The organism is Sandarakinorhabdus cyanobacteriorum, from assembly GCF_002251755.1.
In the GTDB taxonomy this organism is placed as follows: Bacteria; Pseudomonadota; Alphaproteobacteria; order Sphingomonadales; family Sphingomonadaceae; genus Sandarakinorhabdus; species Sandarakinorhabdus cyanobacteriorum.
Genome location: NZ_NOXT01000122.1, coordinates 23,180 through 47,065 on the forward strand (window position 1 = coordinate 23,180; position 23,886 = coordinate 47,065).

A 23,886-nucleotide genomic window follows, 5' to 3' on the forward strand; every position below is an offset into this window, starting at 1 on the left:
AGCAGCTTTGTATACAAAACCCATGTCTGCCACCCCCGCCATCACCATAGTCGAGGTTTCCCCCCGCGACGGCCTCCAGAACGAGGCCAATCTGGTGGAAACCGCCAACAAGATCGCCCTGATCGAGCGGTTGGTGGCCATGGGCGCCCGCCGCATCGAGGTGGCCAGCTTCGTCAATCCGCGCCGCGTGCCGCAGATGGCGGATGGCGAAGCGGTGATCGCCGGCCTGCCGGATGCGCCGGGCGTGCGCTACATCGGCCTGTGCCTCAACGAACGCGGCGTTGATCGCGCCATCGCCACATTGGATGGCCGCCGCCCGCTGGATGAAGCCGGTTGCGTGCTGGTGGCGAGCGACACGTTTGGCATCGTCAACCAGGGCCAGAGCATCGCCGATGGCATCACCGCCAACAGCGCCATGCTGGCCAAGGCCAAGGCCGCCGGCCTGTTTGCCCAGGTCACCGTCAGCGCCGCTTTCGGTTGCCCCTATGAAGGCCCGGTGCCCGCAGACCGCGTCATCGATCTGGCCCGCCGCATGGCCGATGCCGGCGCCCAGGAAATCGCGCTGGCCGATACGATTGGCGTCGGCGTGCCATCCCAGGTCGGCGAATTGACCGAGCGGGTGATCGAAGCCATCGCCCCCATCCCGATCCGCCTGCACCTGCACGACACCCGGGGCCTGGCACCGGCCAATGCCTGGGCCGGTTATCAGGCGGGCTGCCGAACCTTTGACTCGGCGCTTGGCGGCCTCGGCGGCTGTCCGTTCGCGCCGGGTGCCGCCGGCAATGTCGGCACCGAAGAGCTGCTCTATCTGTTTGGCCGGTCGGGCATCGACCATGGCCTTGATCTTGAAACCACCCTCGCCGCCAACGCCTGGTTTGCCACCATCATGGGCCGGGCCCTGCCCAGCCGGGCGGGCAAGGCCGGTGATTTCGTTGCGCGCCCCATTCCCACCGGAGCAACATCGTGAGCTATCGTCTTGGAGTCGACGTCGGCGGCACCTTCACCGACCTGATCGTGATCGACGAGGAAACCGGCCGCGCCGTGCGCGACAAGGTGCCCTCTACCCCGCATGATCCCTCCGAGGCGGTGATCGCCGGCGCCCGTCAGTTGGCCGCCAAGGCCGGCATTTCGGCGGCCGATCTGTCGATGTTCCTGCATGGCACCACGGTCGCCACCAACGCCGTGCTGGAACACAAGATCGCCCGCGTCGGCCTGATCGTCACCGAAGGCTATCGCCACATCTTGCAGATCGCCCGCAGCCTCGTGCCCGGTGGCCTGGCCGCCTGGATTGTGTGGCCCAAGCCGACGCCGATGGCGCCGCTGGAAGCCACGATCGAAGCCCATGAGCGGATCGGTGCCGATGGTGCCATCGTCCGCCCGCTCGACGAAGCGGCGCTGCGCCAGAGCCTGAAACGGCTGGCCGCGGAAAGGGTGGAAGCCATCACTGTCTGCCTGATGAACTCCTATCTCAACGATGCGCACGAGCGCCGCATCGCCGAAATCTGCGCCGAGGAGCTGCCTGGCCTGCCGATCTCGCTGTCGGCCGATATCCTGCCCGAAATGCAGGAATATGAACGCGCCCTCACCACCGTGGCCAACAGCGCGGTGCGCCCCACCGTGTCGCGCTATGTCGGCAATCTCGAAAACGCGCTCAAGGATTGGGGCACCACCGCCAAGCTGAACCTGCTGCGGTCGGATGGCGGCCTGATGTCGGCAGAGAAGAGCCGGACGGCCCCGGTGAACCTGCTGATGTCTGGCCCGGCCGGCGGTGTGGCCGGTGCGGTGTGGATCGCCAAGAACGCCGGTTTCCCCAACGTGCTGACGCTCGACATGGGCGGCACCTCCACCGATGTCGCCCTGATCGAGGATTATCAGCCGCGCCTGCGCCGCGAAACCAGCGTGGGCCACCTCACCGTCCGCGCCTCCAGCCTTGATGTGAAGACGGTCGGTGCAGGCGGCGGCTCCATCGCCACCGTGCCCGAACTCACCAAGGCGCTGCGCGTCGGCCCGCAATCGGCGGGCGCGGTGCCCGGCCCGGCCGCCTATGGCCGTGGCGGCGAACTGCCCACCGTCACCGATGCCAATGTCGTCCTCGGCTATCTGCCGGAAAATCTCCTCGGCGGCGCCTTCAAGCTTGACCGCGAAGCCTCCCGCCGTGCGGTGCAGACGGTGGCCGACGCGCTTGGCCTGTCCCTGTTCGAGGCCGCGGCCGGCATCATCGCCATCGTCAACGAGACGATGTTTGGCGCGCTGCGGCTCGTGTCCGTGCAGCAGGGCTATGACCCGCGCGATTTCGCCCTGATGGCCTTTGGCGGTGCCGGCCCGCTGCACGGCAATGCTATGGGCATGCTGATGGGGTCCTGGCCCGTCATCATCCCGCCCTCGCCCGGCGTGCTCTGCGCCTATGGCGATGCCACCACCCGCCTGCGGGTCGATGCGCAACGCAGCTTCAACCGCCTGGTCACCCAGACCAGCGATCCCGAAGTCGGCGCGGTGATTGAAGAGCTGATCGCCCAGACCAGCGGCGAGCTGGCCGCCGAAGGCGTGGCCGCGAGTGAAGTGGAAATCCGCGTCGAGATTGATGTGCGCTATGCCGGCCAGGCCTTTGAAGTGCCACTCTACTCGCCGCCCGGTTCCACTATCGCCAGCCTGGCCGAACGCTTTGATGCCGAACACAAACGCCTGTTCACCTTCAATCTTTCGGTGCCGCAGGAACTGGTCAACATCCGCGTCGTGGCGCTGGGCAAGGCGGCCAACGTCTCGGCCGAACGCATCGCCAAGGGTGACGGCAATCCCACCGCCGCCCGGGTGCGCGATCACGAGGTGTGGATGGATGGCAAGGCCCGCGCTGCCGCCATTTTCGACCGCAGCCGACTGCGCGCCGGCGATATCGTGCCGGGCCCGGCGGTGATCACCGAAATGGACTCCACGACGCTGGTCCACAATGGCCACATCGCCACCGTCGATGATTTCGGCAATCTGCTGATCACCCCGGCGTGAGGATGCTGGCCTGATGCCCGACCGTCATCCCCGCGCGCGGCGCCCGGCCGCCAGGGCCCTGAACCGCTCCTCCAGCCGGTGGGAACGCGGCATGGTCCTGCTTGCGGGCTGGTTGCTGTTGGCGGATGCTTTCCTCTCCACCATCTGGGGAGGACGCTGATGAAGACAATGATGATCGCCGCCATGGCCGCTGCCCTGTCGGCCGCGCCGACCGCTGCCCGGCTGGAATCCAGCGGTGCGGACGGCTTTGTCTCGGTGAACGAAGCGCTGGTACCATTGCCGGCCGACAGACTATGGGCTGCCGTGACCAGCTGGAGCAGCTGGTGGGATCCGGCCCACAGCTACAGCGGCAGGCCGGGCGCCATCATCCTTGAACCCCAGGCCGGTGGCGCGCTGGTGGAACGCTGGCCCGGTGGCAGCACCACCCACGCGACCGTGCTCACGGTGATGCCGCCGGGGCTGTTGCGGCTGTCGGACGGCTTTGGCCCGCTGCAATCGCTGCCGGTGGGCGCCATCCTTGATATCGCGCTGAAGCCCGAAGCCGGCGGAACCCGCCTGAAGATGACCTATCGCACCGGCGGCAGCCCGGCCCAGAAGCTGGATGCGCTGGCCGGTCCGGTGGATTTCGTGATGAGCGCCGGTTTCAGCGGGCTCGTGAACTTTGCCACCACCGGCAAACCCAAATAGCCCTGGTTGAAGGACTGTCCCATGCCCGCCCGCATCATCGAAACCAATCCGCAGCCGTTCGCGGCCAAGGCGATCGACCCGGTCACGCTCGACATCATCGAGAATGCGCTGCGCAACGCCCGCATCGAGATGGACGCGACGCTGGTGCGCACCGCCATGTCGCCCGGCATCCGCGAACAGGGCGATGCCTTCCCGATGATCGCCAACCCGGCGGGCAAGATGATCGTCGGCCAGTTCGGCAGCTTCATCGATGGCTTCCTGAAGGGCTGGGACGGCATCATCGAGGAGGGGGACATGATCTTCCTCTCCGATCCCTATTCCTGCGAAGGCGCGATTTCGCACAGCAACGACTGGCTGGTGCTGCTGCCGGTCTATCGTTCCGGTCGGCTGGTGGCGTGGACGGCGATGTTCGGCCACCAGAGCGACATTGGCGGCAAGGTCGCCGGCTCCATGCCGATCGACGCGCGCTCGATCTTTGAAGAAGGCGTGCGCATCCCGCCGGTGAAGATCTGGAAGAAGGGCGAGTATAACGAGGATCTGATCAAGCTGATCATGCACCAGACCCGCAAGCCGGACTGGTGCGCGGCCGATCTGAACGCGCTCATCGCCTCCTGCCGGGTGGCCGCCCGCCGCATCGATGAAATGTGCGCCCGCTTTGGCGAGGACGAGGTGGTCGCCGCCATGGACGCGCTGCTCGCCCGCAACCACCGCGCCATGAAGGCGCTGATCGCCTCGTCCGTCTCCACCGATAAGGTGAGCTTCGAGGACTTCGTCTGCGATGATGGCGTGGGCTATGGCCCCTACAAGATCAAGTGCACCATGCAGCGCGTGGGCGACAAGGTGGTGCTGGATTTCGACGGCACTGATCCACAGTCGGACGCGGCGATCAATTTCTACCTCAACGAGAACATGTTCAAGATGTTCTTCGGCATCTACATGATCATGGTCTTTGATCCGCAGATCATGTTCAACGATGGCTTCTATGACCTGATCGAGGTGAGGATCCCCGAAGGTTCGCTGCTGAAGCCACGTTACCCGGCCGCCCTGTCGGGCCGCACCCATGCGCTCGGCCGCATCTTCGACCTCCTGGGCGCGCTGCTTGGCCAGCGCACCCCGGAATTCCTGTGCGCCGCCGGCTTCTCCTCCTCGCCCCACCTCATGTATTCCGGCCGCGACCAGCGCGCGGGCAAAAATGGTGAATGGTTCCAGCTGTTCCAGATCGGCTTTGGCGGCATTCCCGGCAAGCCGTTTGGCGATGGCCCCGATGGCCATTCGCTCTGGCCGGGCTTCACCAACGTGCCCAACGAGTTTCTGGAGCGTTATTTCCCGCTGCGCATCGAACGCTATGAGGCGCTGGCCGATACCGGCGGCGCCGGCAAGTTCCGTGGCGGCAATGGCATATTGATGTCCTACCGCTTCCTGTCGGCCGGCACCGTGTCGATCCATGATGATCGCTGGTTCACCTATCCCTGGGGCGTCAACGGCGGCGCGCCGGGCAGCCGCGCCCGCAAGATCCTCGAAAAGGCCGATGGCACCCAGACGATCGTCGCCAACAAGCTCGACAGCCTGGATGTGGAGGCCGGCGACCAGCTGCATTTCATCACCTGGGGCGGCGGCGGCTGGGGCAACCCGCTGGAGCGTGATCCGGCGCTGGTCGGCCTCGAAATCCGCCAGGGTCTGGTCAGTGTGGCCGGGGCCCGGGCCTATGGCGTGATCGCCGATGCCGAGGGCAAGATTGATGAGGCGGCCACCGCTGCCCTGCGCGCCGAACTGGCGGCGGCCCAGCCGGCCGAGCCGGCGATCTTCAACCGTGGCGGCACCGTGGAGCAGCTGCGCGCCACCTGCGAAGCCGAAACCGGCCTGCCGGCGCCCAAGCCGCCGGTCTGGCATTTTGCCGAGGCCGCGGAATGAGCAGCACCGCCACCGGCCCACTGGCTGGAATCAAGGTCGTCGAAATGGGCCAGCTGATCGCCGGCCCCTTCTGCGGGCAATTGTTGGGCGACATGGGCGCCGATGTCATCAAGCTGGAACCGCCCGGCCAGGGTGATCCGATGCGCGTCTGGGGCCGCGGCGATTATCCGCTGTGGTGGGAAGTCGTCGCCCGCAACAAGCGCGCCGTGTCGTGCAACCTGCGCTTGCCCGAAGGCCAGCAACTGGCGCGCGATCTCATCGCCAAGGCCGATATCCTTATCGAGAATTTCCGCCCCGGCACGCTGGAAAAATGGGGCCTTGCCCCGGAAACCCTGCACGCGCTGAACCCTGGCCTGATCATCGTGCGCGTCTCCGGCTATGGCCAGTCCGGCCCCTATTCGTCGCGCGCCGGCTTTGGCGGCATTGGCGAGGCGATGGGCGGCTGGCGCGCCATCGTCGGCGATCCCGACCGGCCGCCCAGCCGCATGGGCGTCTCCATCGGGGACAGTCTGGCCGCCACCTATGGCGCGCTGGGCGCGCTCGCCGCGCTCAACCACCGCCACGCCACCGGCAAGGGCCAGATCGTCGACTCCGCCCTTTATGAGGCGGTGCTGCAGGTGATGGAATCGCTGGTGCCGGAATATGTCGCCTCCGGCTATGTCCGAGAACGCTCCGGCTCGGTGCTGCCCGGCATCGCGCCCAGCAATGTCTATCCCTGCAAGGACGGCGAATATCTGATCGGCGCCAATCAGGACACGGTGTTCGGCCGCCTGTGCGAGGCCATGGGCCGTCCCGAGCTGGCCAGCGATCCGCGCTATGTGAACCATGTCGCCCGTGGCCGGCACCAGGAAGAGCTGGATGCGCTGATCGGCGAATGGACGAAAACGCTGACGGTCGAGGAACTGGAAGACAAGATGGTTGCCGCCGGCGTTCCGGCAGGCCGCCTCTATCGCCCGCAGGACATGCTGGATGATCCGCATTTCCAGGCCCGCGATGCCATCATCGGCGTGCCGCACCCGCGCTGGGGCGAGGTGAAAATGCAGAATGTCTTCCCCAAATTGTCGGCAACGCCCGGCAATGTCCGCCGCCGCGCACCCGAATCCATCGGGCAGGACAATGACGATGTCTATGGCGAGCTGCTCGGCCTCGATGCCGCCGCGCTGTCCGATCTGAAGGCGCGCGGCATCATCTGATCAGCTGGGGCCACAGCTGCCACAGCAGCCACAGCCCCAGCCCGGCAAAGATGGCCGCCGCCAGCCGCCGCACCAGGCCCAGCGGCACCAGCGTGAGCGCGCGTTCGCCCAGCAGCACGGCCGGCACATTGGCCAGCATCATGCCGGCGGTGGTGCCGATGGTGACCGACATGATGTCATGAAAGCGCGCGCCCAGCGCCACCGTCGCCACCTGGGTCTTGTCGCCGATCTCCACCAGGAAAAAGGCGATGCTGGTGGCGGCGAAGGCCTGCGCCCGGTTCACCAGTTGCGGCGCATCATCCATGGCATCGGGCACCAGCGTCCACGCCGCCATGGCCAGGAATCCGATGGCGACCGCCAGCTGGAACCACGGCCCCGCCAGCCAGGCCGCCAGCGCCGCGCCGGCCCAGGCCGCCAGGCCATGGTTGGCCAATGTTGCCACCAGGATGCCGGCGATCACCGCGCCGGGCTGGCGATAGCGCGCCGCCAGCAGCACGGCGAGCAGCATGGTCTTGTCACCAATCTCGGCCAGCGCCACCACGCCAGCTGAGGTTGCGATGACCGGAAGGCTGGCGGCGATGACTGTCATGCTGGCCTGCTACACCCTCTTGCCTTCATGCGCCAACAGGCAGACAATGGCGCCATGATTGTCCTTGCCCTGCTGCTGGCCAATGCCACCGTTACCACCCCTGTCCCGGTGATTGCCCCTGCCGTGATCGACAACAGCCTGGAAGTGGCTGGCGACGCGCTGGCCGCCGAACAGCTGAAAAAGCGCATGTTCATCGATGTGAAGGTCAATGACAGTGGCCCGCATCGTTTTCTGGTCGATTCCGGTGCCGACCGTTCGGTGGTGAGCGACGGTCTGGCCGCCCGCCTCAGCCTGCCCGCCGGCGATCCGGTGCGGGTGCAGGGCATGGCCGGCATGCGCGAGGTGGGCACGGTGGAGGTGACCGCCCTCACCCTTGGCACGTCGGAAGTCGGCCCGATCATGGCGCCCGCCCTGTCGGCCAAGCATCTGGGCGCTGATGGCCTGATCGGCATTGATGCGCTCGCCGATCAACGGCTGATGCTGGATTTCGACAAGCGCACCGTCACCGTGCAGGATTCGCGCACCCCCTATGTGGCCAGCGGCAATGAAATCCTGGTCACCGCCCGGCGCCGCAAGGGCCAGTTGATCATCACCCAGGCCGCCATCGACCGGCGCGACGTTTCCGCCGTGATCGACACCGGCAGCGAGATCACACTGGGCAACAGCGCCCTGCGCCAGCGATTGTTCGGCACCAGCCGGCCCAAGGGCATGGAAGATGTCGAGCTCATTTCCGTCACCGGACAGACGCTGAAGGCCGAAGCGGTGCGGCTCGACAATGTGCGCATCGGCGGCCTCACCCTCAACAATGTGGTGATCGCCTTTGCCGATGCGCCGCCCTTTGCCCTGTTCGGCCTCACCGATCGGCCGGCCATCTTCCTGGGCTCGGATCTCCTGTCCAGCTTCCGCCGGGTCAGCCTGGATTTCCGCAACCGCAAGGTGCGCTTCACCCTGCGCCCCGACGCCCGTCAGAGCAGCTTCATTTCCCAGCGTTACTGAAGCCCCCGATCAGTTCTGCAGCGTGTTGGTCGCCAACCGCTGGAACTGGCTCTGGCACCCCGCCTCGATCAGGGCGACGCCCAGCGCCTCCACGTCGGCCGCCGCAGCGATCTGCTTCACGGTCAGCGTCACCGGTGCCTTGCCACCAGCGATGGTCAGCGCCCCGGCCTTGCCGGCCACGGCGGGCGGCAGCGTGGCCAGGGCCTGGCCGGCGCCAAACATCACGCTGGCCGATGCGCCGTCATCGCGGGTCACCGTCACCGTCTGCGCCGCTGTGGTATCGGCGCGCCACAGGGCGATATTGGCCGGATCGATGGCGCACACCGTGTCGCTGGCGCGGGTATCCAATGCCCACACGCCGGGCGGGGTGGGCGGGCCCTGATCCTGGCCACCGGCGCGCACCGCCCCGATGCGGGCGCGGCGGGCGGGCTTTTGCACCAAGAGGTCGCTGAACGCCACCTCCTGCGCCACCGCGCTGGGCGCCGCCAGGCTGAAGCTGCCGGGGCCGGAAAAGCTGCGGGTGCCCTTGGCATCCAGCACCACGATCGAATCGCCGGCCTTCAGGGTGATCGGGCCATCGGCGAGGCGCTGGCCCGGCTTGAAACTTGCAGCCGACGGGCCGGCGGCGCGCACCACCAGCGGGCCCGCCATGGCGGCCGATGCCATCAGGGCCACTGCCACTGCAAGCGCCGGTTTAATCGAGATCATACACCCCTCCAGGTCCAACTTGTTCCATTCGCTGTACCAGATACGCAAGCGCCTTGTCTTGCGGCGCAGCGGCTGAACGCTGCCTGAGCGCCTGCAGCGCCGCGGCATCGCCACGCTCAAAGGCGGCGTAAAGCCCGGCAAACACCTTGTCGGCCACCGCATCCCCGGCGCCAAGCGGTTCATACACCTCGATCGGCTTCTGCCGGCCGCGCACCCGCACCCGGCCCATCGGCCGGAAATGCTCCAGCCCCATCTGGGTTGCGGCCTCGCCACTGATCAGGGCGGCGGTCTTCAACGATTTGTTGGCGCCTTCCAGCCGAGCCGCCACGTTCATTGAATCGCCCAGAGCGGTGTACTGGATGCGGCCTTCGCCGCCGAAATTGCCCACAACGACATCGCCCCAATGCAGGCCCACACGGGTGCGCCCCATCGCCGGGCGGCCATCGCGCGGCTGCTTGAAGCGTTCGCCCACCTGCGCCATCTCCACCGCACAGGCGAGTGCCCGGTTGGCATCATCCGGCCGGGCAATCGGCGCGCCCCAGAAGGCGACCACGGCATCGGCGACAAATTTGTCGATGGTGCCGCCATGCTTCAGCACCACGTCGCTCATCGTGTCGAGATATTCGTTCAGCGTCGCCGCCACCACCTCTGGCGGCTGGCTCTGGCACATCGATGTGAAGCCTTCGATATCGCTGAACAGCGCAAAGATCGGCCGGCGCTCCCCGCTCAACTGCAGGCGCTCCGGCTCGGCCAGGATCTGCTGGGCCACGTCACGCGGCAGATATTTGCCCAGCGCCCCTTGCGCGAACTTGCGCTGTTCGGCGCCCACGATGCGCGCCGTGGTGCTGGCCGCCATCAACGCCAGCAGCCAGCCCACGCCCAGCCCGGCGCAGGGCAGGCCATAAGTGTCAAAGCCCGCCCCCTGCAGGCCATAGGGCAGCCAGCCCAAGAGGCCAATTTCGGCCAGCACGAACGGCCCCAGCAAGCGCGCGCCCAGGTCAAAACCGCCGGTCACCGCGCCCAGCGCCACCGCCAATATCGCCAGCGCCCAGATCACCCAGCCCGGCAGGCGTTTGAAATCGCTGCCATCCAGCGCCTGGGCGATCAGCACGGCGTGCAGTTCCACCCCCGGCGTCGTCTTGCCCGAAAGCCGGGTGAACGGCGTGATGAACCGGTCCGCCTCTGGCAGATCGGCCCCGATCAGCACGATCTTGCCGGCGATGGCATCCTTCAACGCGGCCGCCGTATCGGCATTGCCGAACAAGTCCACCGGCAGGGAGGCAAACACCGGCCGGTCGGCATATTGGGCTTTGCGGAAGATGGCCGAACCCTGATGCCGCTCATAGCCTTTCACGCCGGTGATGGCATTGACCAGCAGCGCCGGCGGCCGCCCGGCCGGATTGGGCCACTGCCGCCAGGCATTGTCATTGTCCACATCCAGCCGGATATTGGCGGTGCGGACCGGGGCCGATGCCACGCTGCCAAAGAAATTGCGCATATGCGCTTCCTGCCAGGGCATGACGAACTCGCCATTCTCAGCATTGCTGGAAAAGCCGAAGAAGGTCGGCGTCTTCATGTCCAACAATGCGGCCTTCAGCACCGGGTCTTCCGGCTGCGGCTGGTCAATCAGGATGTCGACGCCGATGGCGCGTGGCCCCAGCGCATCCAGATTGGTGAGTGCCCGGGCCAGCATGGTGCGATCGAGCGGCGACCGCTTGCCAGTGGCCGTCAACGTCTCCTCGGTGAACACCACCAGCACCACACGCGGATCCTGGTCCACCCGTGGGGCGGTCAGGTCCACGCGCACATCATAGAGGCCGCGCTCGGCCGAGAGGGCCAGTGGCAGATTCCAGCTGAAGCGCGCGATGAACAGCGCCAGCAGCAACACCAGCAGCGTCACCGACAGGCGCAGCGGCCCGGCCGTGGTGATCGCGCGGCGCATCGTGGCAATCCGGCTGGCCATGCTTCCCCTGTTGATGGCTCGATGGCCGCATCATAAGACCGTTCCGGCCGCTGGCGCCAGCCCTCCTGCATGATTGCAGCCCAGCAGCACAGCGCCTAGCATCCCGCTTGGGGGGAGGCAGCGGATCAGCATGGGCAGGATCAACCGGCGGCAGGCTTTGCAAGGCATTGGTGCCAGTCTTGGCCTGGCTGCGGCCAGCCGGGCCGCCACCGGCAAGCGGCCAAACATCGTCATGATCGTCGTCGACGACATGCGATTCGATGAATTTGGCGCAGCCGGCCACCCCTGGCTGGAAACCCCGAACATCGATCGACTGGCCCGGGAGGGCGCGATGTTCACTGAAGCCATCCACGCCATCCCCTTGTGCTCGCCCAACCGCGCCTCGATCCTCACCGGCCAATATCCGTCGCGCCATGGCGTGGCCGGCAACGAGGCGCGCAGCGAATTGAGCCATCGGCTGCAGACCTTCCCGCGCGCCCTGCAGCGCAGCGGCTATCGCACCGGCTTTGTCGGCAAGTGGCACATGGGCAATGATGCCACGCCGCGCCCCGGCTTTGATTATTGGGTCAGCTTCCCCGGCCAGGGCGCCATCATCGATCCGCAGCTGCATGAAAACGGCCGACTGACCACGGTGCCCGGCTATATCACCGATCTGCTCACCGATCGGTCTTTGGCCTTCCTGCACGCCGCCGCCGCCGGGTCGCAGCCATTTTTTCTGTATCTCGGCCACAAGGCCATCCACCCTGATGCGGTGCAGCACAATGATGGATCGATCGATCCCAACGTGCCCAGCCGCTTCATCCCGGCCCCGCGCCACGATGGGCGTTATGCCGGCAAGGCGGTGCCACGGCGGCCCAATTTCGTGCCGCCCGATCAATTGCCCGACAACAATGCCCAGGTGGCGGCGCTGTTGGCACGCAAATATGCGGCCGGAACCCGCGCCCGCTATAAGGCCGAGATTGATGCCAGTTCATCGGATGCAACCGTGCGTGGGCGGGCGGAAATGCTGCTGTCCATCGATGAAGGCCTGGGGCGCATCCTGCGGCAACTCGAAGCCGATGGCGTGCTCGAAAACACGGTGATCCTGTTCACCAGCGACAACGGCTATTTCCATGGCGAGCATGGCCTGAGCGTGGAGCGCCGCCTGCCATTCGAGGAGGCGGTGAAGGCCCCCTTGCTGGTGCGGGCGCCCGGTCTTGCCCGGCCGGGCAGCCGCATCGACGCGCTGGTGTCCAGCGTCGATCTGGCGCCCACCGTCCTCGAACTGGCCGGCGCACCCATCGGGCCGCACATCCAGGGCCGCAGCTTTGCCGCCACCCTGTCCGGAGCGGCGCGAGGGCGTGACCAAGTCTATATCGAATATGGCGGTGACGCGGTGTTCGACTGGCTGGACGATGCCGGCTATCGCGCCATCCGCACCAGGCAGCACAAATATGTCCACTGGATCCAGCACCCGGAGCGCGATGCGCTCTATGATCTGGCCAGCGACCCGTTCGAACAGCGCAACCGCATTGGCGATCCCGCCCTGGCGCCGCTGCTCGCCGATCTCAAGGCCCGGCTGCGGGCTGCGGTGGCCGATGCCGTCGGGCTCTAGCGCCGGCGGCCGCGGCCACCGCCGCGACCGGCGCCCTTGCCACCATCCACATCAAACAGCCCGGCCAGGCTTTCGATGATGGTGCCGCCCAGCTGCTCGGCATCCATGATGGTGACAGCGCGGGCATAATAGCGCGTCACATCATGGCCGATGCCGATGGCGATCAGCTCGACCGGGCTGCGCGTCTCGATTTGCTTGATCACGGCGCGCAGGTGCCGCTCCAGATAATTGCCGCTGTTCACCGACAGGGTGGAATCATCCACCGGCGCGCCATCGGAAATCACCATCAGGATGCGCCGGTCTTCGGGCCGCGCCAGCAGCCGCTCGTGCGCCCACAGCAGCGCCTCGCCATCGATATTCTCTTTCAGCAGGCCCTCGCGCATCATCAGGCCCAGATTCTTGCGCGCTCGCCGCCATGGCGCATCGGCCTGCTTGTAAACGATGTGGCGCAAATCATTGAGCCGCCCCGGCTTGGCCGGCCGGCCGGCCGCGAGCCAGGCCTCGCGGCTCTGGCCGCCCTTCCAGGCGCGGGTCGTGAAGCCCAGAATCTCGGTCTTCACCGCGCAGCGTTCCAGCGTGCGGGCCAGGATATCGGCGCAGATGGCGGCAATGGAAATCGGCCGGCCGCGCATCGAACCCGAATTGTCGATGAGCAGCGTCACCACCGTATCGCGGAAATCCGTGTCGCGTTCGATCTTGTAACTGAGGGCATGGGCCGGGTTGGTGACGATGCGCACCAGCCGGGCGGCATCCAGCAGGCCCTCCTCCTGGTCGAAATCCCAGCTGCGGTTCTGCTGCGCCATCAGCCGGCGCTGCAGCCGGTTGGCCAGCTTGGTCACCGCCGATTGCAGCGGGATCAGCTGCTGGTCCAGATAGGCGCGCAGCCGGGTCAACTCCTCGTCGTCACACAGGTCGGCAGCACCCACCACCTCGTCAAACTTGGTCAGATAGGGCTTGTAGTCAAAATCCGGCGGCAGGTCGCTCAATGGCATGTTCGGCCGCCATGGCATCATGCCCTCATGGCCCTCGTCGCCCATCTCGGCGTCAGACACCTCGTCGGTGTCCATCTCCACCTCGCGCTGCTCGGCATCCTCGGGCGCATCGCTGGACTCTTCGGCGCGGGTCTCGGTCGATTGCTCGTTGCCGCCGCCGTCGTCCTCCTGGTTCTCCTCATTGTCCTCGCCGGGCTGTTCCTCCTCGGCGCCATCGTCCGATTGCTCGGTCTCGTCACTGGACTCTTCGGGATCGGCGGCCAGGCCCAGATCGGCCAGCACATGGCGCATCATCTGGCCGAACTGCGCCTGATCGCCCATCGATGCCGCCAGCGCGTCCAGATGGCTGCCGGCCTGCGCCTCGATAGCCCCTCGCACCATATCCACCGCCTGCTGGGCCACCCGCGGCACCGCGGCACCGGTCAGCCGCTCACGCACCATCAGGCTGATCGCGGTGGCCAGCGGCACTTCATCGGCGGTGCGGGCGCGCACGATCGGATCGGTGCGCAGCCGCTGCTCGGTCATCCGGTCAAGGTTGCGGGCGACGCCGGCCATTTCGTTGGCGCCCAGCGCCTCGAACCGCGCCTGCTCAACCGCGTTCCAGATATCGCGCGCCAGCCCCGCATCGGGCTGATCGGCGGCATGCACCTTGGGATCATGATGCAGCCGCTTCAGCGCGAAACTGTCGGCCCAGCCGCGCACTTCGGCCACCTGCTCGGCCGGCAGCGCGCGCGCCGGCTGCGGCACCCGCGCCTGATCGCCGAAACAGCCCGGCTTGTCGGCGGTATAGGCCAATTCCATGTCGGGCGCATGGCCCATCGCCCGCATGGTCGCGGCCACCGCCTGGCGGAAATCCTCGATGGGGCTCTGTTCAGCCATTACCACAGCACCTTGCAGCCAAATTCAGAGAACGCGCTATCGCACGTCACCACCGTCATCCCTTCTGCCAGTGCCTGCGCCGCGATCAACCTGTCAAATGGATCGCGGTGGACGCCTGGCAACAGTCCCGCAGCCAGCGCATGGGCATCGGTGATCGGTAACGGCTCGAACCGGTTTTCGGCCATCAGGCGGGGAAAATCGGCGGCCGGGTCAGGAAACAATCCCAGCTTGCCGATTCGGAACTTGATCGCGATTTCAAGGGCCACAACCGGGCTGACAAACACCGGATGACGCGCGGCCGTCAGCGCTTCAGTCGCCGCTGGCCCCAGCAACGCCGGCGCGGCCCACCACCAAATGGCGGCATGGGTATCAAGCAGCAGCCTCACACCCGTCACATTGCGCTGATCTTGGCTTCCCACGCATCAATGTCAGCATCGGTCATCGCGGAGCTCATCGCATCGTCGACCAGTGCCGCAAGTGCCGGCCAGCCGCCCGGCTTGCGTTCGAAGGGAATGTCATCGGCAGCATCCAGCTTCACCAGCTTTGCATAAGGCTTGCCGGCCTTGGCGATCACGATTTCCTCTCCGGCATGGGCGCGGTCGAGCAGGCGCGAAAGATGCGTCTTTGCGTCGTGAACATTGACAGTTGCCGGCATCACCACACCTCACTTAGCCAAGTTAGTCCAGTTTGTGCCGGATGGCAATCAACGCTTCGCCTTGGCCGCCACGCTTTCCGGCAATTCCTCGCCGAACACGCGCTGATAATATTCGGCGACGATGCTGCGCTCCGCCTCGTCGCACTTGTTCAGGAACGACAGGCGGAAGGCAAAGCCCACGGAGCCAAAGATCACCGCATTCTGCGCCCAGGTGATCACCGTGCGCGGGCTCATCACCGTGGAAATGTCGCCGCCGATGAAGCCCGACCGTGTCATGTCGGCCACGCGCACCATGTTGGCCACGGTCTTGCGGCCGGCATCGCTGTCAAACTGCTTCACCTTGGCCACCACGATGGCGGTTTCGGTGTGGTGGGGCAGATAATTCAGCGTGGTGACGATGCTCCACCGGTCCATCTGGCCCTGGTTGATCTGCTGCGTGCCGTGATACAGCCCACTGGTGTCACCCAGGCCCACGGTGTTGGCGGTGGCAAACAGCCGGAACCACGGGTTGGGCCGGATCACCCGGTTCTGGTCAAGCAGGGTCAGCTTGCCTTCCACTTCCAGCACGCGCTGGATCACGAACATCACGTCGGGGCGGCCGGCATCATATTCGTCGAACACCAGCGCCGTCGGCGTCTGCAGCGCCCAGGGCAGCAGGCCTTCGCGGAACTCGGTCACCTGCGTGCCGTTCCGGAGCACGATGGCATCCTTGCCGATCAGATCGATGCGGCTGATATGGCTGTCGAGGTTGATGCGGATGCACGGCCAGTTCAGCCGCGCCGCCACCTGCTCGATATGGGTGGATTTGCCGGTGCCGTGATAGCCCTGCACCATCACCCGGCGGTTGTGGGCAAAGCCGGCCAGGATGGCGAGCGTGGTGTCGGGATCGAACACGTACGACGGGTCCAGATCCGGCACGCGTTCATCGGCAATGGAAAAGGCCGGCACCGCCATGTCGATATCGACCCCGAACACCTCGCGGGCGTCCACCGTGGTGTCGGGCGCGGAAAGGGCCACCGGGCGGGTTTCGTGCATCTCGCTCACGTCTTGTTCGACTCCATCTTGTATCCGGCAGCGGATTTCAGGTGCGTAAAGGCGTTGACCACCGCCTGCAACTTTCCTTCGTGTGACCGGTCCCCCCCATTGCTGTCAGGGTGGTATCGGCGCACCAGCGCGCGATAGGCGCGGCGGATATCGGCGGGGCTGGCATTGCGGTCCAGCCCCAGCGCGCCCAGTGCCTTGGCATCACCGGGCGCCGCCCATTTGCCGGGTGGCGGTTTCGGCCGCGCCGGGCCCTTGCCGCTGAACAGCTCGTGCGGATCGCCGATGGTGAAGGCCGGCTTGCCCCGCACCATGTCCTGCACCCAGCCGGCCATCGGTGATTGCGCGGCGTGGATCTCGTCAACGCTCATCCCGTCGAAATAATTATAGCCGGCGTTGAAGGCACGCACATGTTCAAGGCACAGAAACTGCCATCCGCCCACATCGCCGGGCACCTTGTTCGATCGCGGCGCGCGAAATTCCCCGGCCTCGCCACAGCCCGGCCAGGCACAGGCCTGCGGCTGGGCCTGTTCAACCCGCCCGTGCCACCGGTTGGGGCGTCTGGCATTTGGCTCGGAAATGACGGTGTCCCTTTGTTTCAGCCGGTCTATAACGGCCGGCAAAGGAGTGCATATGGGCAAGGTTGCCGCAGAAATCCACGCGCGTCTCACCGCCGCGCTGTCACCGTCCATCCTCGAAGTGATTGACGACAGCCACCAGCACCACGGCCACGCCGGCCACCGCGGCGACGATGCCGAATCGCACTTCACCGTGAAGCTCGTCGCTGCCAGCTTTGCCGGCCAGTCGCGCATCGCCCGCCAACGCGCCGTCTATGCCGCGCTGGGCGATCTTGTCGCCCCCGATCGCATCCACGCGCTGCGCATCATCGCTGCGGCACCGGGGGAAGGCTGATGCGCGCGGCGGCCGCCACCATCGCCACCATGCTTGCCCTGCTGTTGGCTGCCCCGGCGCTGGCTGCCACCGAAAGCATAGGCAGCCTCGATGCCGTGCCCATCATCGATCGCCTCGATGTCGCCGATCTGCCCGCCGGGCAGCTGCAGCGCTTCTGGTTCCGCGCCGGCGCCAGCCCGGTGGGCCAGCCCTGGCTGGTGCCGGTGGTGGTGGTGAAGGGCGCCACACCCGGCCCGCGCCTGCTGCTCACCGCCGGCATCCATGGCGATGAACTCAATGGCATCGCCGTGCTGCACCGCCTGGCCGGCACGGTCGATCCCGCCAAACTCGCCGGCACGCTGGTCATGGTCCCAGGCCTCAACCCGCCGGGCCTGATGCAGTCGGCCCGCCAGTTCACGCCCGATTGGGGCCGCAGCGCCCCCAATCTCAACCGCGAAATGCCCGGCAAGGAAGGCGGCAACACAGTGGCCGATTTCGCCGGCCGGCTGTGGAACCGCCTGGTTCGGCCCAATGCCGATACCGCCGTTGATCTCCACACCCAGTCGCGCGGCACCGCTTATATGATGTATGTCTTTGCCTCCAACGCCCGCACGCGGCGCATGGCCGAACTGGTCGGGCCCGACATCATCAAGATGGACAAGGGGGACAAGGGCACGGTGGAAAACACCCTCACCGATGATGGCGTGCCGGCGATCACGCTGGAACTGGGCCGGCCCGAGATGTTCGACGATGCGATGATCGCCCGCGCCGAAGCCGGCCTCACCAACCTGATGCGCGAGCTGAAGATGCTGCCCGGCAAGGTGACCCCACCGCCGGCCAGCCTGTTTGTCGCCAATGATCTGATGCCCGCCCGCGCCACGAAGGCCGGCTGGGCCCGGCTGCTGCTGCCGCTGGGCGCTGCGGTCAAGAAAGACCAGCCGCTGGCCGAAATCCGCGACAGCTTCGGCCGCCTGGTCGAAACCGTGCTCAGCCCGGTGGATGGCCGCATCAGCATGATCGCCACCGATCCCCGCACCGATCAGGGCGCCAGCATCGCCCGCATCACCTGGTGGTCCCCCGACCCCGCCTGCGCAAACGGCTGTTGAACCCATCGCCCCAAGCCGCTAATCCCGCAACCGGGCCGGCTTAGCACAGCGGTAGTGCAGCGGTTTTGTAAACCGAAGGTCGGGGGTTCGATCCCCTCAGCCGGCACCATGCTCGCAGATGAATCGGTCTGCTCCAGTTTGACAAGCAGTGGCGGCGCGGGTGCAGGGCGGGCCTGTCAAAGGCACTGCTGGTCGAATGGCGGTCGCCAGCCCAAAATCCGAATCTGCGCGTTTCGGCCGGTCGCCCTTTGCCCGCATCAACCAAGGGGCAGAAAATCGGCTACAGGGTCCGCGCCAGCAGCGCCTTCAGCTCGCCCTCCCAGAAGACCGACCAGGTGTGGGTGCTGTGGCCGCGGGTTTCGGCGGTTTCGGGGATCAGCACGAAGCGGCCCTGTGGCATGGCCTTCACGTGGGCGGTAGCATCGCCGACACCAGGTGGGTTGATGAAATCATCGGCGCTGTTCACCCAGGTGATGGGCATGGTGATGCGGGCGAGATTGGGGGCCGGGTTGTAATTGCGGCTGGCCTCCAGCTGATAGATGCGGTCGTTGGCGTCGGCGCTGCCGGCTAGGCCCTGCGCCATGGCGCGTTCGGCGGCGGCATCGGCGAGGTCACGCGTCGGCCAATCGGCCTGCATCCTCACCGGGGCCGAACTCGCCATCGCCTGCAACGCCACACCAACCCTCAGGCCGTTCAGCGGCTGTTTGCTGTAATTGCCGCCGTTCCAATCCGGATCGGCCTTGATCGCCTGGATCGCCATCGCCCGCCACATGCGGTTGCGCCCGGCCAGCGGGATGACATTGCAGGCCAGCGGCATGATCGCGGCGGCGCGGCCGGGCAGATCGGTGCCGAACTGGAAGCCCATCATGCAGCCCATCGATGTGCCCATCAGCAGCCGCAGCCGCTTCACCTTGAGATTATCGAGCAGCAGGCCCTGCGCGCGCACCATGTCGGCATAGTCATAGGCCGGGAAGGCCATCCTCAGCCCGTCGCTGGGTTTGGACGAGCCGCCATGGCCGATGGCGTCGGGCAGGATGATGAAGTGGGTGGCGAGATCAAGCGGCGCGCCGGGCGCGAACAGGCGGGTGAACTGGGGTGTGAGGAACTGGGCGCCGGTGCCGCCGGTGCCATGGCCGATCATGACCGCGTTGGTGATATTGCCTGCCGCATCGCGCTGCGGCGTGCCCAGGGTGCGATAATGCTGCTTCAGCTCGGGCAGCAGCTGGCCATCGCCGAAGCGGAAATCGCGGGTGACAAAATCCGCCTCGGCCACCGGCAGGGTTTGCGCGGCGGCGGGGGCGGCGATCAGGGCGGCGAGCAGGAGCGTGCGGATCATGGCGGCGATTTGGCCCGGCGCATGGGCCCGGCGCAACGAAAAAAGGCCGCCCCGAAGAGCGGCCTTTTCGAAAGATGGTGCCCAGAAGAGGACTCGAACCTCCACGCCCTTGCGAGCGCCAGCACCTGAAGCTGGTGCGTCTACCAATTCCGCCATCTGGGCACGGCGCCGCTTTCGCAGCGCGGTAGTTGGCGGCTGTTATGGGCAGGCGGCGGGCTTGTCAACCGCTGCCAGCCGATTTTCTGTCGATTTTTCCGGGGGCACTGCGCCGGGGGCAAGATGGCCCAAGACAGGGCGGGCAACTGCCGCTAAACCCTGCCGCCATGATGGCAAACAGCGTGAACGGGGTGCCCCCCCTGGCCCAGGGCGAACTGGTGACGGTGGTGGGTGGAGCCGGCTTCATCGGCCGCTATGTGGTGCAGGCGCTGGCGCGGGCCGGCTGCCGGGTGCGCGCCGTGTCGCGCCATGCCGACAGCGCGCTGTTCCTGAAGCCGCTGGGCGATCTGGGCCAGATCCAGGTGGTTTCGGGCAACATCACCAGCGATGCCGACATGGCGGCGGCCTTTGCCGGCGCGGCGGCCGGGGTGAATCTCGTCGGCATCCTGGCCGAATCCGGCAGCCAGCGGTTTGATTCGCTGCAGGCCGAAGGCGCCGGCCGGGCCGCCCGGGCGGCAGCGGCGGCGGGCGCGCGCAGTTTCGTGCAGGTGTCCGCCATCGGGGCCGATGCCGGCAGCCCCATCGCCTATGCCCGCAGCAAGGGCGAAGGCGAGCAGGCGGTGCTGGCCGCCTTCCCCGGCGCCACCATCCTGCGCCCCAGCCTGGTGGCGGGGCCGGAAGACCAGTTTTTCAACCGTTTTGCCGGGATGGCGCGCATCGCGCCCTTCCTGCCGGCGATTTCGGGCAGCAGCCTGTTCCAGCCAGTCTATGTCCATGATGTCGCTGATGCGGTGCTGGCGGCGCTGAACAATCCGGCGGCGCGCGGCCAGACCTATGAACTGGGCGGGCCGGATGTGCTCAGCTTCACCGCCATTCTGCAGATGATTTCGGACCTGACCGGGCTCGACCGGCCGGTGGTGCCCTTGTCGGACTTCACGTCGGGACTGTTGGCCAAGCTGGGTGACGTGCTGCCCTTCATGCCGATGAACAGCGATCAGCTCGCGATGCTGAAAAAGGGCAATATCGTCGGCCCCGGCAGGCCGGGCCTTGCCGATCTGGGCGTCACCCCCACGCCGCTGGCCGCCTTCGTGCCGGCCATGCTGGAACGCTTCCGCCGCGGCGGTCGCTTTGCCAAGGCCGCCTGATGAACCAGCCCGATCTTCTCACCATCATCCTGCTCGGCATTGTCGAGGGGCTGACCGAATATCTGCCGGTGTCCTCCACCGGCCACCTGATCCTCGCTGGCGAGCTGCTGGGCTTTTCGGGGGAGGCCGGCGCCACCTTTGACATCGCCATCCAGTCCGGCGCCATCCTGGCCGTGCTGGTCGCCTATTGGGGCCGCTTCATGGGCGTGGCGCAGGGGCTGCTGCGGCGCGATGCCGGGGCCTTTGCCTTCCTGGGCAACGTGGTGCTGGGCTTCCTGCCGGCCGCGGTGATGGGCGTGTTGTTCATCAAGGCGGTGGAGGCGCTGCTGGAAAGCCCGACCACGGTGGCGGTGTCGCTGATCCTGGGCGGCATCGCGATCCTGTGGATCGAACGGCGCATGGTCGAGGCCCGGGTTTCGGGGGTGGAAGCGCTGTCGGCCGGCCAGTCGCTGAAGATCGGCCTCGGCCAATGTCTCGCCATGATCCCCGGCGTGTCGCGATCGGGCGCCACCATCATGGCCGCCCTGATGCTGGGGGTAGACCGCAAGACCGCGGCCGAATTCAGCTTCTTTCTCGCGGTGCCGACCATTTCGGGCGCCACCGTGCTGATGCTGTGGAAGAACCGGGACGCGCTCGATGCCTCCAACCTCAGCGCCATCGGCATCGGCTTTGCCGTCAGCTTCGTGGTGGCGCTGGTGGTGGTGAAGGGCTTTGTCGCGCTGGTCAGCCGTTATGGCTTTGCACCCTTTGCCTGGTATCGAATCATCGCCGGCGGCGCGGCTCTGGCCTGGCTCTGGGCGCGATAGGGCCGGATCGGCCATGAATTTTTGGGCATAATCGGCAGAAATCGCCGCTTTCGTTCCAAAAAGGGCAGTATTGTTGCCCAATCTCCCGCTTTTTGCGTGACAAGCGCGTCGCGATATGGTTTCGCGCATCCCATCGAAAGGGATGGCAGCCATGGGCGCAACAAAATTGCTGAAGTTCATCGAGCGGGACCAGGCCTATCCGGCCAAGCGCACCGCCGACGAACGCGCGCAGGATTTCCTGGAGATCAGCCGCCCCTATATCCTGGCCAAGGCCGAGGAGCAGGCTGGCCGCTGCAGCCAGTGCGGCGTGCCCTTCTGCCAGGTGCATTGCCCGCTGCAGAACAATATCCCCGACTGGTTGAAGCTGACGGCGGAAGGCCGGCTGGAAGAGGCTTATGAAGTCTCGTCCGCCACCAACGCCATGCCGGAAATCTGCGGCCGCATCTGCCCGCAGGACCGGCTGTGCGAAGGCAATTGCGTGATCGAGGAAGGCTTTGGCAGCGTCACCATCGGATCGGTTGAAAAATTCATCACCGACACCGCCTGGGAAAATGGCTGGGTGAAGCCGCTGAAGCCGGTGGCTGACCGCAGCGGCCAGAGCGTGGCGATCATCGGCGCCGGCCCGGCCGGGCTGACCGCGGCGGAAGCGCTGCGGGTGAAGGGCTATGACGTGCATGTCTATGACCGGCATGACCGGGCGGGTGGCCTGCTGACCTATGGCATCCCCGGCTTCAAGCTGGAAAAGCCGGTGGTGATGCGGCGCGTGGAGCGGCTGGCGGCCGGCGGCGTGCACTTCCATCTGAATTTTGCCGTGGGCCGCGATGCCAGCCTGGCGGAGCTGCGCGAACGCCATGATGCCGTGCTGATCGCCACCGGTGTCTACAAGGCCCGCCAGGTCGAGGTGCCGGGCGCCGATGGCCCGACGACGATGGCAGCGCTGGATTATCTGATCGCCGCCAACAAGACCGGCTTTGGCGATGTGCTGCCCGATGCGGGGCAATTTGATGCCGCCGGCAAGCATGTGGTGGTGATCGGCGGTGGTGACACCGCGATGGACTGTGTGCGCACCGCCATCCGCCAGGGCGCGGCCAGCGTGAAATGCCTTTATCGCCGTGACCGGGAGAATATGCCGGGTTCCGCCCGCGAAGTCGCCAATGCCGAGGAAGAGGGCGTGGACTTCGTGTGGCTGGCTGCTCCCGCCGAAATCACCGCCACCGGCGTGGTGGCGCAGGGCATGCGGCTGGGCCAGCCCGGCCCCGATGGCCGCCGCGCCCCCGAACCGGATGCCGACAACCGCTTCACCCTGCCCGCCGATCTGGTGATCAAGGCGCTGGGCTTTGATGCGGAGGATCTGCCCACCCTGTTCGGCGCGCCGGATCTGCCGGTGACGCGCTGGGGCACATGCCGCGTTGACCACAAGACGATGATGACCGGGCTGGATGGCGTGTTCGCCGCCGGAGACATCGTGCGCGGCGCCAGCCTGGTGGTGTGGGCGGTGCGCGACGGGCGTGACGTGGCGGCGCAGATGCACCAATATCTGCGCGCCCGGGCCAGCACGGCCGCCATGGTGGCGGCCTGATCGCGCCCGCGACTGGGGAATTTCAATGTCGTCTGCAGCCACCATCCTGATCGCCGCCGTCGCCTCGTTGGGCAGCGCCACGGCCCAGCCGCCGGCCCGCCCGGCCGGCCCGCCGGCACCGCCGCCGGTGAAGGCCGATGCCGCCACCATGCAGGCCGCCAACGCGCTGGTGGCGCAATTGGGCCTGAAGGCGCAACTGCAGCGCCAGATGGCTGGCACCGTTGCCCAGATGAAGCGCGGCAATGTGATCGGCGCCATGCTGGCCCAGCAGCCGGGCTTCATTCCGGCCTATCAGGCCAACAAGGCGAAATTTGATCCGGTGCTGCAGAAGGCGGGCGCCATTCAGGCCGAAATCGCGCAAGGCGTGATCAACCAGAATGTTAACGCCGTGGTGGCCGCCGCCGCCCAGGCCTATGCCCGGCAATATAGCGCGGCAGAGCTGAATGGCCTGATTGCCTTTTACAAGAGCCCTCTGGGCGTGAAGCTGCAGGCCAAGCAGGCACTGGTGGGCCAGGAGATCGCGGTGCAGACCGCCCGGCTGATCGGCGCCAAGATTGATGCCGCCATGACCGCCAACGCGCCGCGCCTGCGCGCCGCGCTGGCCCCGCTGAACAGCATCGCGCCGCCACCTGCACAGAAATAAGCCCGTTTCGGGAGCC

At 66.6% G+C, this 23,886-nt stretch carries 22 protein-coding genes and 2 tRNA genes; 14 read left to right on the forward strand and 10 right to left on the reverse strand.

Translation table 11 applies throughout. The features are described 5' to 3' along the window. Nucleotides 1-22: 22 nt before the first annotated feature. From CHU93_RS13810 to CHU93_RS13830, 5 genes are all read left to right on the forward strand, one after another. Nucleotides 23-967, forward strand: coding sequence for a hydroxymethylglutaryl-CoA lyase (locus tag CHU93_RS13810; RefSeq protein WP_094474752.1), 945 nt, complete (start codon nt 23-25; stop codon nt 965-967). After that, nucleotides 964-3,000, forward strand: coding sequence for a hydantoinase/oxoprolinase family protein (locus tag CHU93_RS13815; protein WP_094474753.1), 2,037 nt, complete (start codon nt 964-966; stop codon nt 2,998-3,000). Before CHU93_RS13810 ends, CHU93_RS13815 begins: the two co-directional genes overlap by 4 nt. Before the next feature lie 159 nt (nt 3,001-3,159). Next, nucleotides 3,160-3,687, forward strand: a complete 528-nt coding sequence (locus tag CHU93_RS13820) for an SRPBCC family protein (RefSeq protein ID WP_094474754.1) — start codon at nt 3,160-3,162, stop codon at nt 3,685-3,687. A 21-nt stretch (nt 3,688-3,708) separates the two neighbouring features. Beyond that, a complete protein-coding gene (locus CHU93_RS13825; RefSeq protein ID WP_094474755.1) occupies nt 3,709-5,598 on the forward strand; it encodes a hydantoinase B/oxoprolinase family protein in 1,890 nt (629 codons plus the stop codon). Next, nucleotides 5,595-6,791: a CaiB/BaiF CoA transferase family protein gene (locus CHU93_RS13830; protein ID WP_094474756.1), complete on the forward strand. Its 1,197-nt coding sequence runs from the start codon at nt 5,595-5,597 to the stop codon at nt 6,789-6,791. Before CHU93_RS13825 ends, CHU93_RS13830 begins: the two co-directional genes overlap by 4 nt. Here CHU93_RS13830 and CHU93_RS13835 read toward each other — a convergent pair. Beyond that, a complete protein-coding gene (locus tag CHU93_RS13835) occupies nt 6,784-7,380 on the reverse strand; it encodes a TMEM165/GDT1 family protein (protein WP_086117809.1) in 597 nt (198 codons plus the stop codon). The two genes, CHU93_RS13830 and CHU93_RS13835, sit on opposite strands and share 8 nt — an antisense overlap. Nucleotides 7,381-7,434: 54 nt before the next feature. Between CHU93_RS13835 and CHU93_RS13840 the strand changes: the two genes are divergently transcribed. Then, the gene (locus CHU93_RS13840; protein WP_165768750.1) at nt 7,435-8,376 is read left to right on the forward strand and encodes an aspartyl protease family protein; all 942 of its coding nucleotides are present in this window, start codon (nt 7,435-7,437) and stop codon (nt 8,374-8,376) included. Between the two features lie 9 nt (nt 8,377-8,385). Here the strand turns inward: CHU93_RS13840 and CHU93_RS13845 are convergent, their stop codons facing one another. Both CHU93_RS13845 and CHU93_RS13850 read right to left on the reverse strand, forming a co-directional pair. Beyond that, a complete protein-coding gene (locus tag CHU93_RS13845) occupies nt 8,386-9,084 on the reverse strand; it encodes a hypothetical protein (protein ID WP_133064409.1) in 699 nt (232 codons plus the stop codon). After that, complete coding sequence (locus tag CHU93_RS13850; protein WP_094474759.1) at nt 9,071-11,047, reverse strand: adenylate/guanylate cyclase domain-containing protein; 1,977 nt, start codon at nt 11,045-11,047, stop codon at nt 9,071-9,073. The genes CHU93_RS13845 and CHU93_RS13850 overlap by 14 nt, the downstream gene beginning before the upstream one ends. 130 nt (nt 11,048-11,177) lie before the next feature. Here CHU93_RS13850 and CHU93_RS13855 point away from each other — a divergent pair, with 130 nt between their 5' ends. Further along, entirely contained in the window at nt 11,178-12,641 is a 1,464-nt protein-coding gene (locus tag CHU93_RS13855; RefSeq protein WP_094474760.1) for a sulfatase-like hydrolase/transferase, read from the forward strand. Here the strand turns inward: CHU93_RS13855 and cobT are convergent. From cobT to CHU93_RS18030, 5 genes are read right to left on the reverse strand one after another with little or no spacing between them, the layout of a single operon-like run. Further along, complete coding sequence (gene cobT, locus CHU93_RS13860) at nt 12,638-14,512, reverse strand: cobaltochelatase subunit CobT (protein WP_094474761.1); 1,875 nt, start codon at nt 14,510-14,512, stop codon at nt 12,638-12,640. The two genes, CHU93_RS13855 and cobT, sit on opposite strands and share 4 nt — an antisense overlap. Continuing rightward, nucleotides 14,512-14,898 (reverse strand): type II toxin-antitoxin system VapC family toxin, encoded by a 387-nt coding sequence (locus CHU93_RS13865; RefSeq protein WP_165768751.1) that lies wholly within the window; start codon nt 14,896-14,898, stop codon nt 14,512-14,514. The genes cobT and CHU93_RS13865 overlap by 1 nt, the downstream gene beginning before the upstream one ends. 5 nt (nt 14,899-14,903) lie before the next feature. Next, nucleotides 14,904-15,167 (reverse strand): type II toxin-antitoxin system Phd/YefM family antitoxin, encoded by a 264-nt coding sequence (locus tag CHU93_RS13870; protein ID WP_094474763.1) that lies wholly within the window; start codon nt 15,165-15,167, stop codon nt 14,904-14,906. Nucleotides 15,168-15,215: 48 nt separating this feature from the next. Further along, nucleotides 15,216-16,202: a cobaltochelatase subunit CobS gene (cobS, locus tag CHU93_RS13875; RefSeq protein WP_086117816.1), complete on the reverse strand. Its 987-nt coding sequence runs from the start codon at nt 16,200-16,202 to the stop codon at nt 15,216-15,218. 5 nt (nt 16,203-16,207) lie between these two features. Then, entirely contained in the window at nt 16,208-16,651 is a 444-nt protein-coding gene (locus tag CHU93_RS18030; protein WP_243375694.1) for a J domain-containing protein, read from the reverse strand. A 190-nt stretch (nt 16,652-16,841) separates the two neighbouring features. Here CHU93_RS18030 and CHU93_RS13885 point away from each other — a divergent pair, with 190 nt between their 5' ends. The 3 genes from CHU93_RS13885 to CHU93_RS13895 all read left to right on the forward strand — a co-directional run bounded on the left by CHU93_RS13885 (nt 16,842) and on the right by CHU93_RS13895 (nt 18,314). After that, on the forward strand, nt 16,842-17,120 hold the full coding sequence (locus CHU93_RS13885) for a BolA family protein (RefSeq protein WP_094474779.1): 279 nt from the start codon (nt 16,842-16,844) through the stop codon (nt 17,118-17,120). After that, nucleotides 17,120-18,205: a succinylglutamate desuccinylase/aspartoacylase family protein gene (locus tag CHU93_RS13890; RefSeq protein WP_094474765.1), complete on the forward strand. Its 1,086-nt coding sequence runs from the start codon at nt 17,120-17,122 to the stop codon at nt 18,203-18,205. Before CHU93_RS13885 ends, CHU93_RS13890 begins: the two co-directional genes overlap by 1 nt. 34 nt (nt 18,206-18,239) lie before the next feature. Continuing rightward, a tRNA-Thr gene (locus CHU93_RS13895) sits at nt 18,240-18,314 on the forward strand. Nucleotides 18,315-18,485: 171 nt separating this feature from the next. Here CHU93_RS13895 and CHU93_RS13900 read toward each other — a convergent pair. Further along, nucleotides 18,486-19,541 (reverse strand): alpha/beta fold hydrolase, encoded by a 1,056-nt coding sequence (locus CHU93_RS13900; protein ID WP_133064410.1) that lies wholly within the window; start codon nt 19,539-19,541, stop codon nt 18,486-18,488. A gap of 75 nt (nt 19,542-19,616) precedes the next feature. Further along, nucleotides 19,617-19,703, reverse strand: a tRNA-Leu gene (locus tag CHU93_RS13905). 161 nt (nt 19,704-19,864) lie between these two features. Between CHU93_RS13905 and CHU93_RS13910 the strand changes: the two genes are divergently transcribed. The 4 genes from CHU93_RS13910 (at nt 19,865) to CHU93_RS13925 (ending at nt 23,870) form a co-directional block, all read left to right on the forward strand. Next, nucleotides 19,865-20,842: a complex I NDUFA9 subunit family protein gene (locus CHU93_RS13910; protein WP_243375695.1), complete on the forward strand. Its 978-nt coding sequence runs from the start codon at nt 19,865-19,867 to the stop codon at nt 20,840-20,842. Beyond that, the gene (locus CHU93_RS13915; protein WP_094474767.1) at nt 20,842-21,648 is read left to right on the forward strand and encodes an undecaprenyl-diphosphate phosphatase; all 807 of its coding nucleotides are present in this window, start codon (nt 20,842-20,844) and stop codon (nt 21,646-21,648) included. The genes CHU93_RS13910 and CHU93_RS13915 overlap by 1 nt, the downstream gene beginning before the upstream one ends. A 151-nt stretch (nt 21,649-21,799) precedes the next feature. Continuing rightward, nucleotides 21,800-23,227 carry an NAD(P)-dependent oxidoreductase gene (locus CHU93_RS13920; RefSeq protein ID WP_094474768.1) on the forward strand — a complete coding sequence of 476 codons (1,428 nt, stop codon included), beginning with the start codon at nt 21,800-21,802 and terminating at the stop codon, nt 23,225-23,227. 25 nt (nt 23,228-23,252) lie between these two features. Continuing rightward, nucleotides 23,253-23,870: a DUF2059 domain-containing protein gene (locus CHU93_RS13925; protein WP_094474769.1), complete on the forward strand. Its 618-nt coding sequence runs from the start codon at nt 23,253-23,255 to the stop codon at nt 23,868-23,870. The last annotated feature ends 16 nt before the right edge of the window (nt 23,871-23,886 follow it).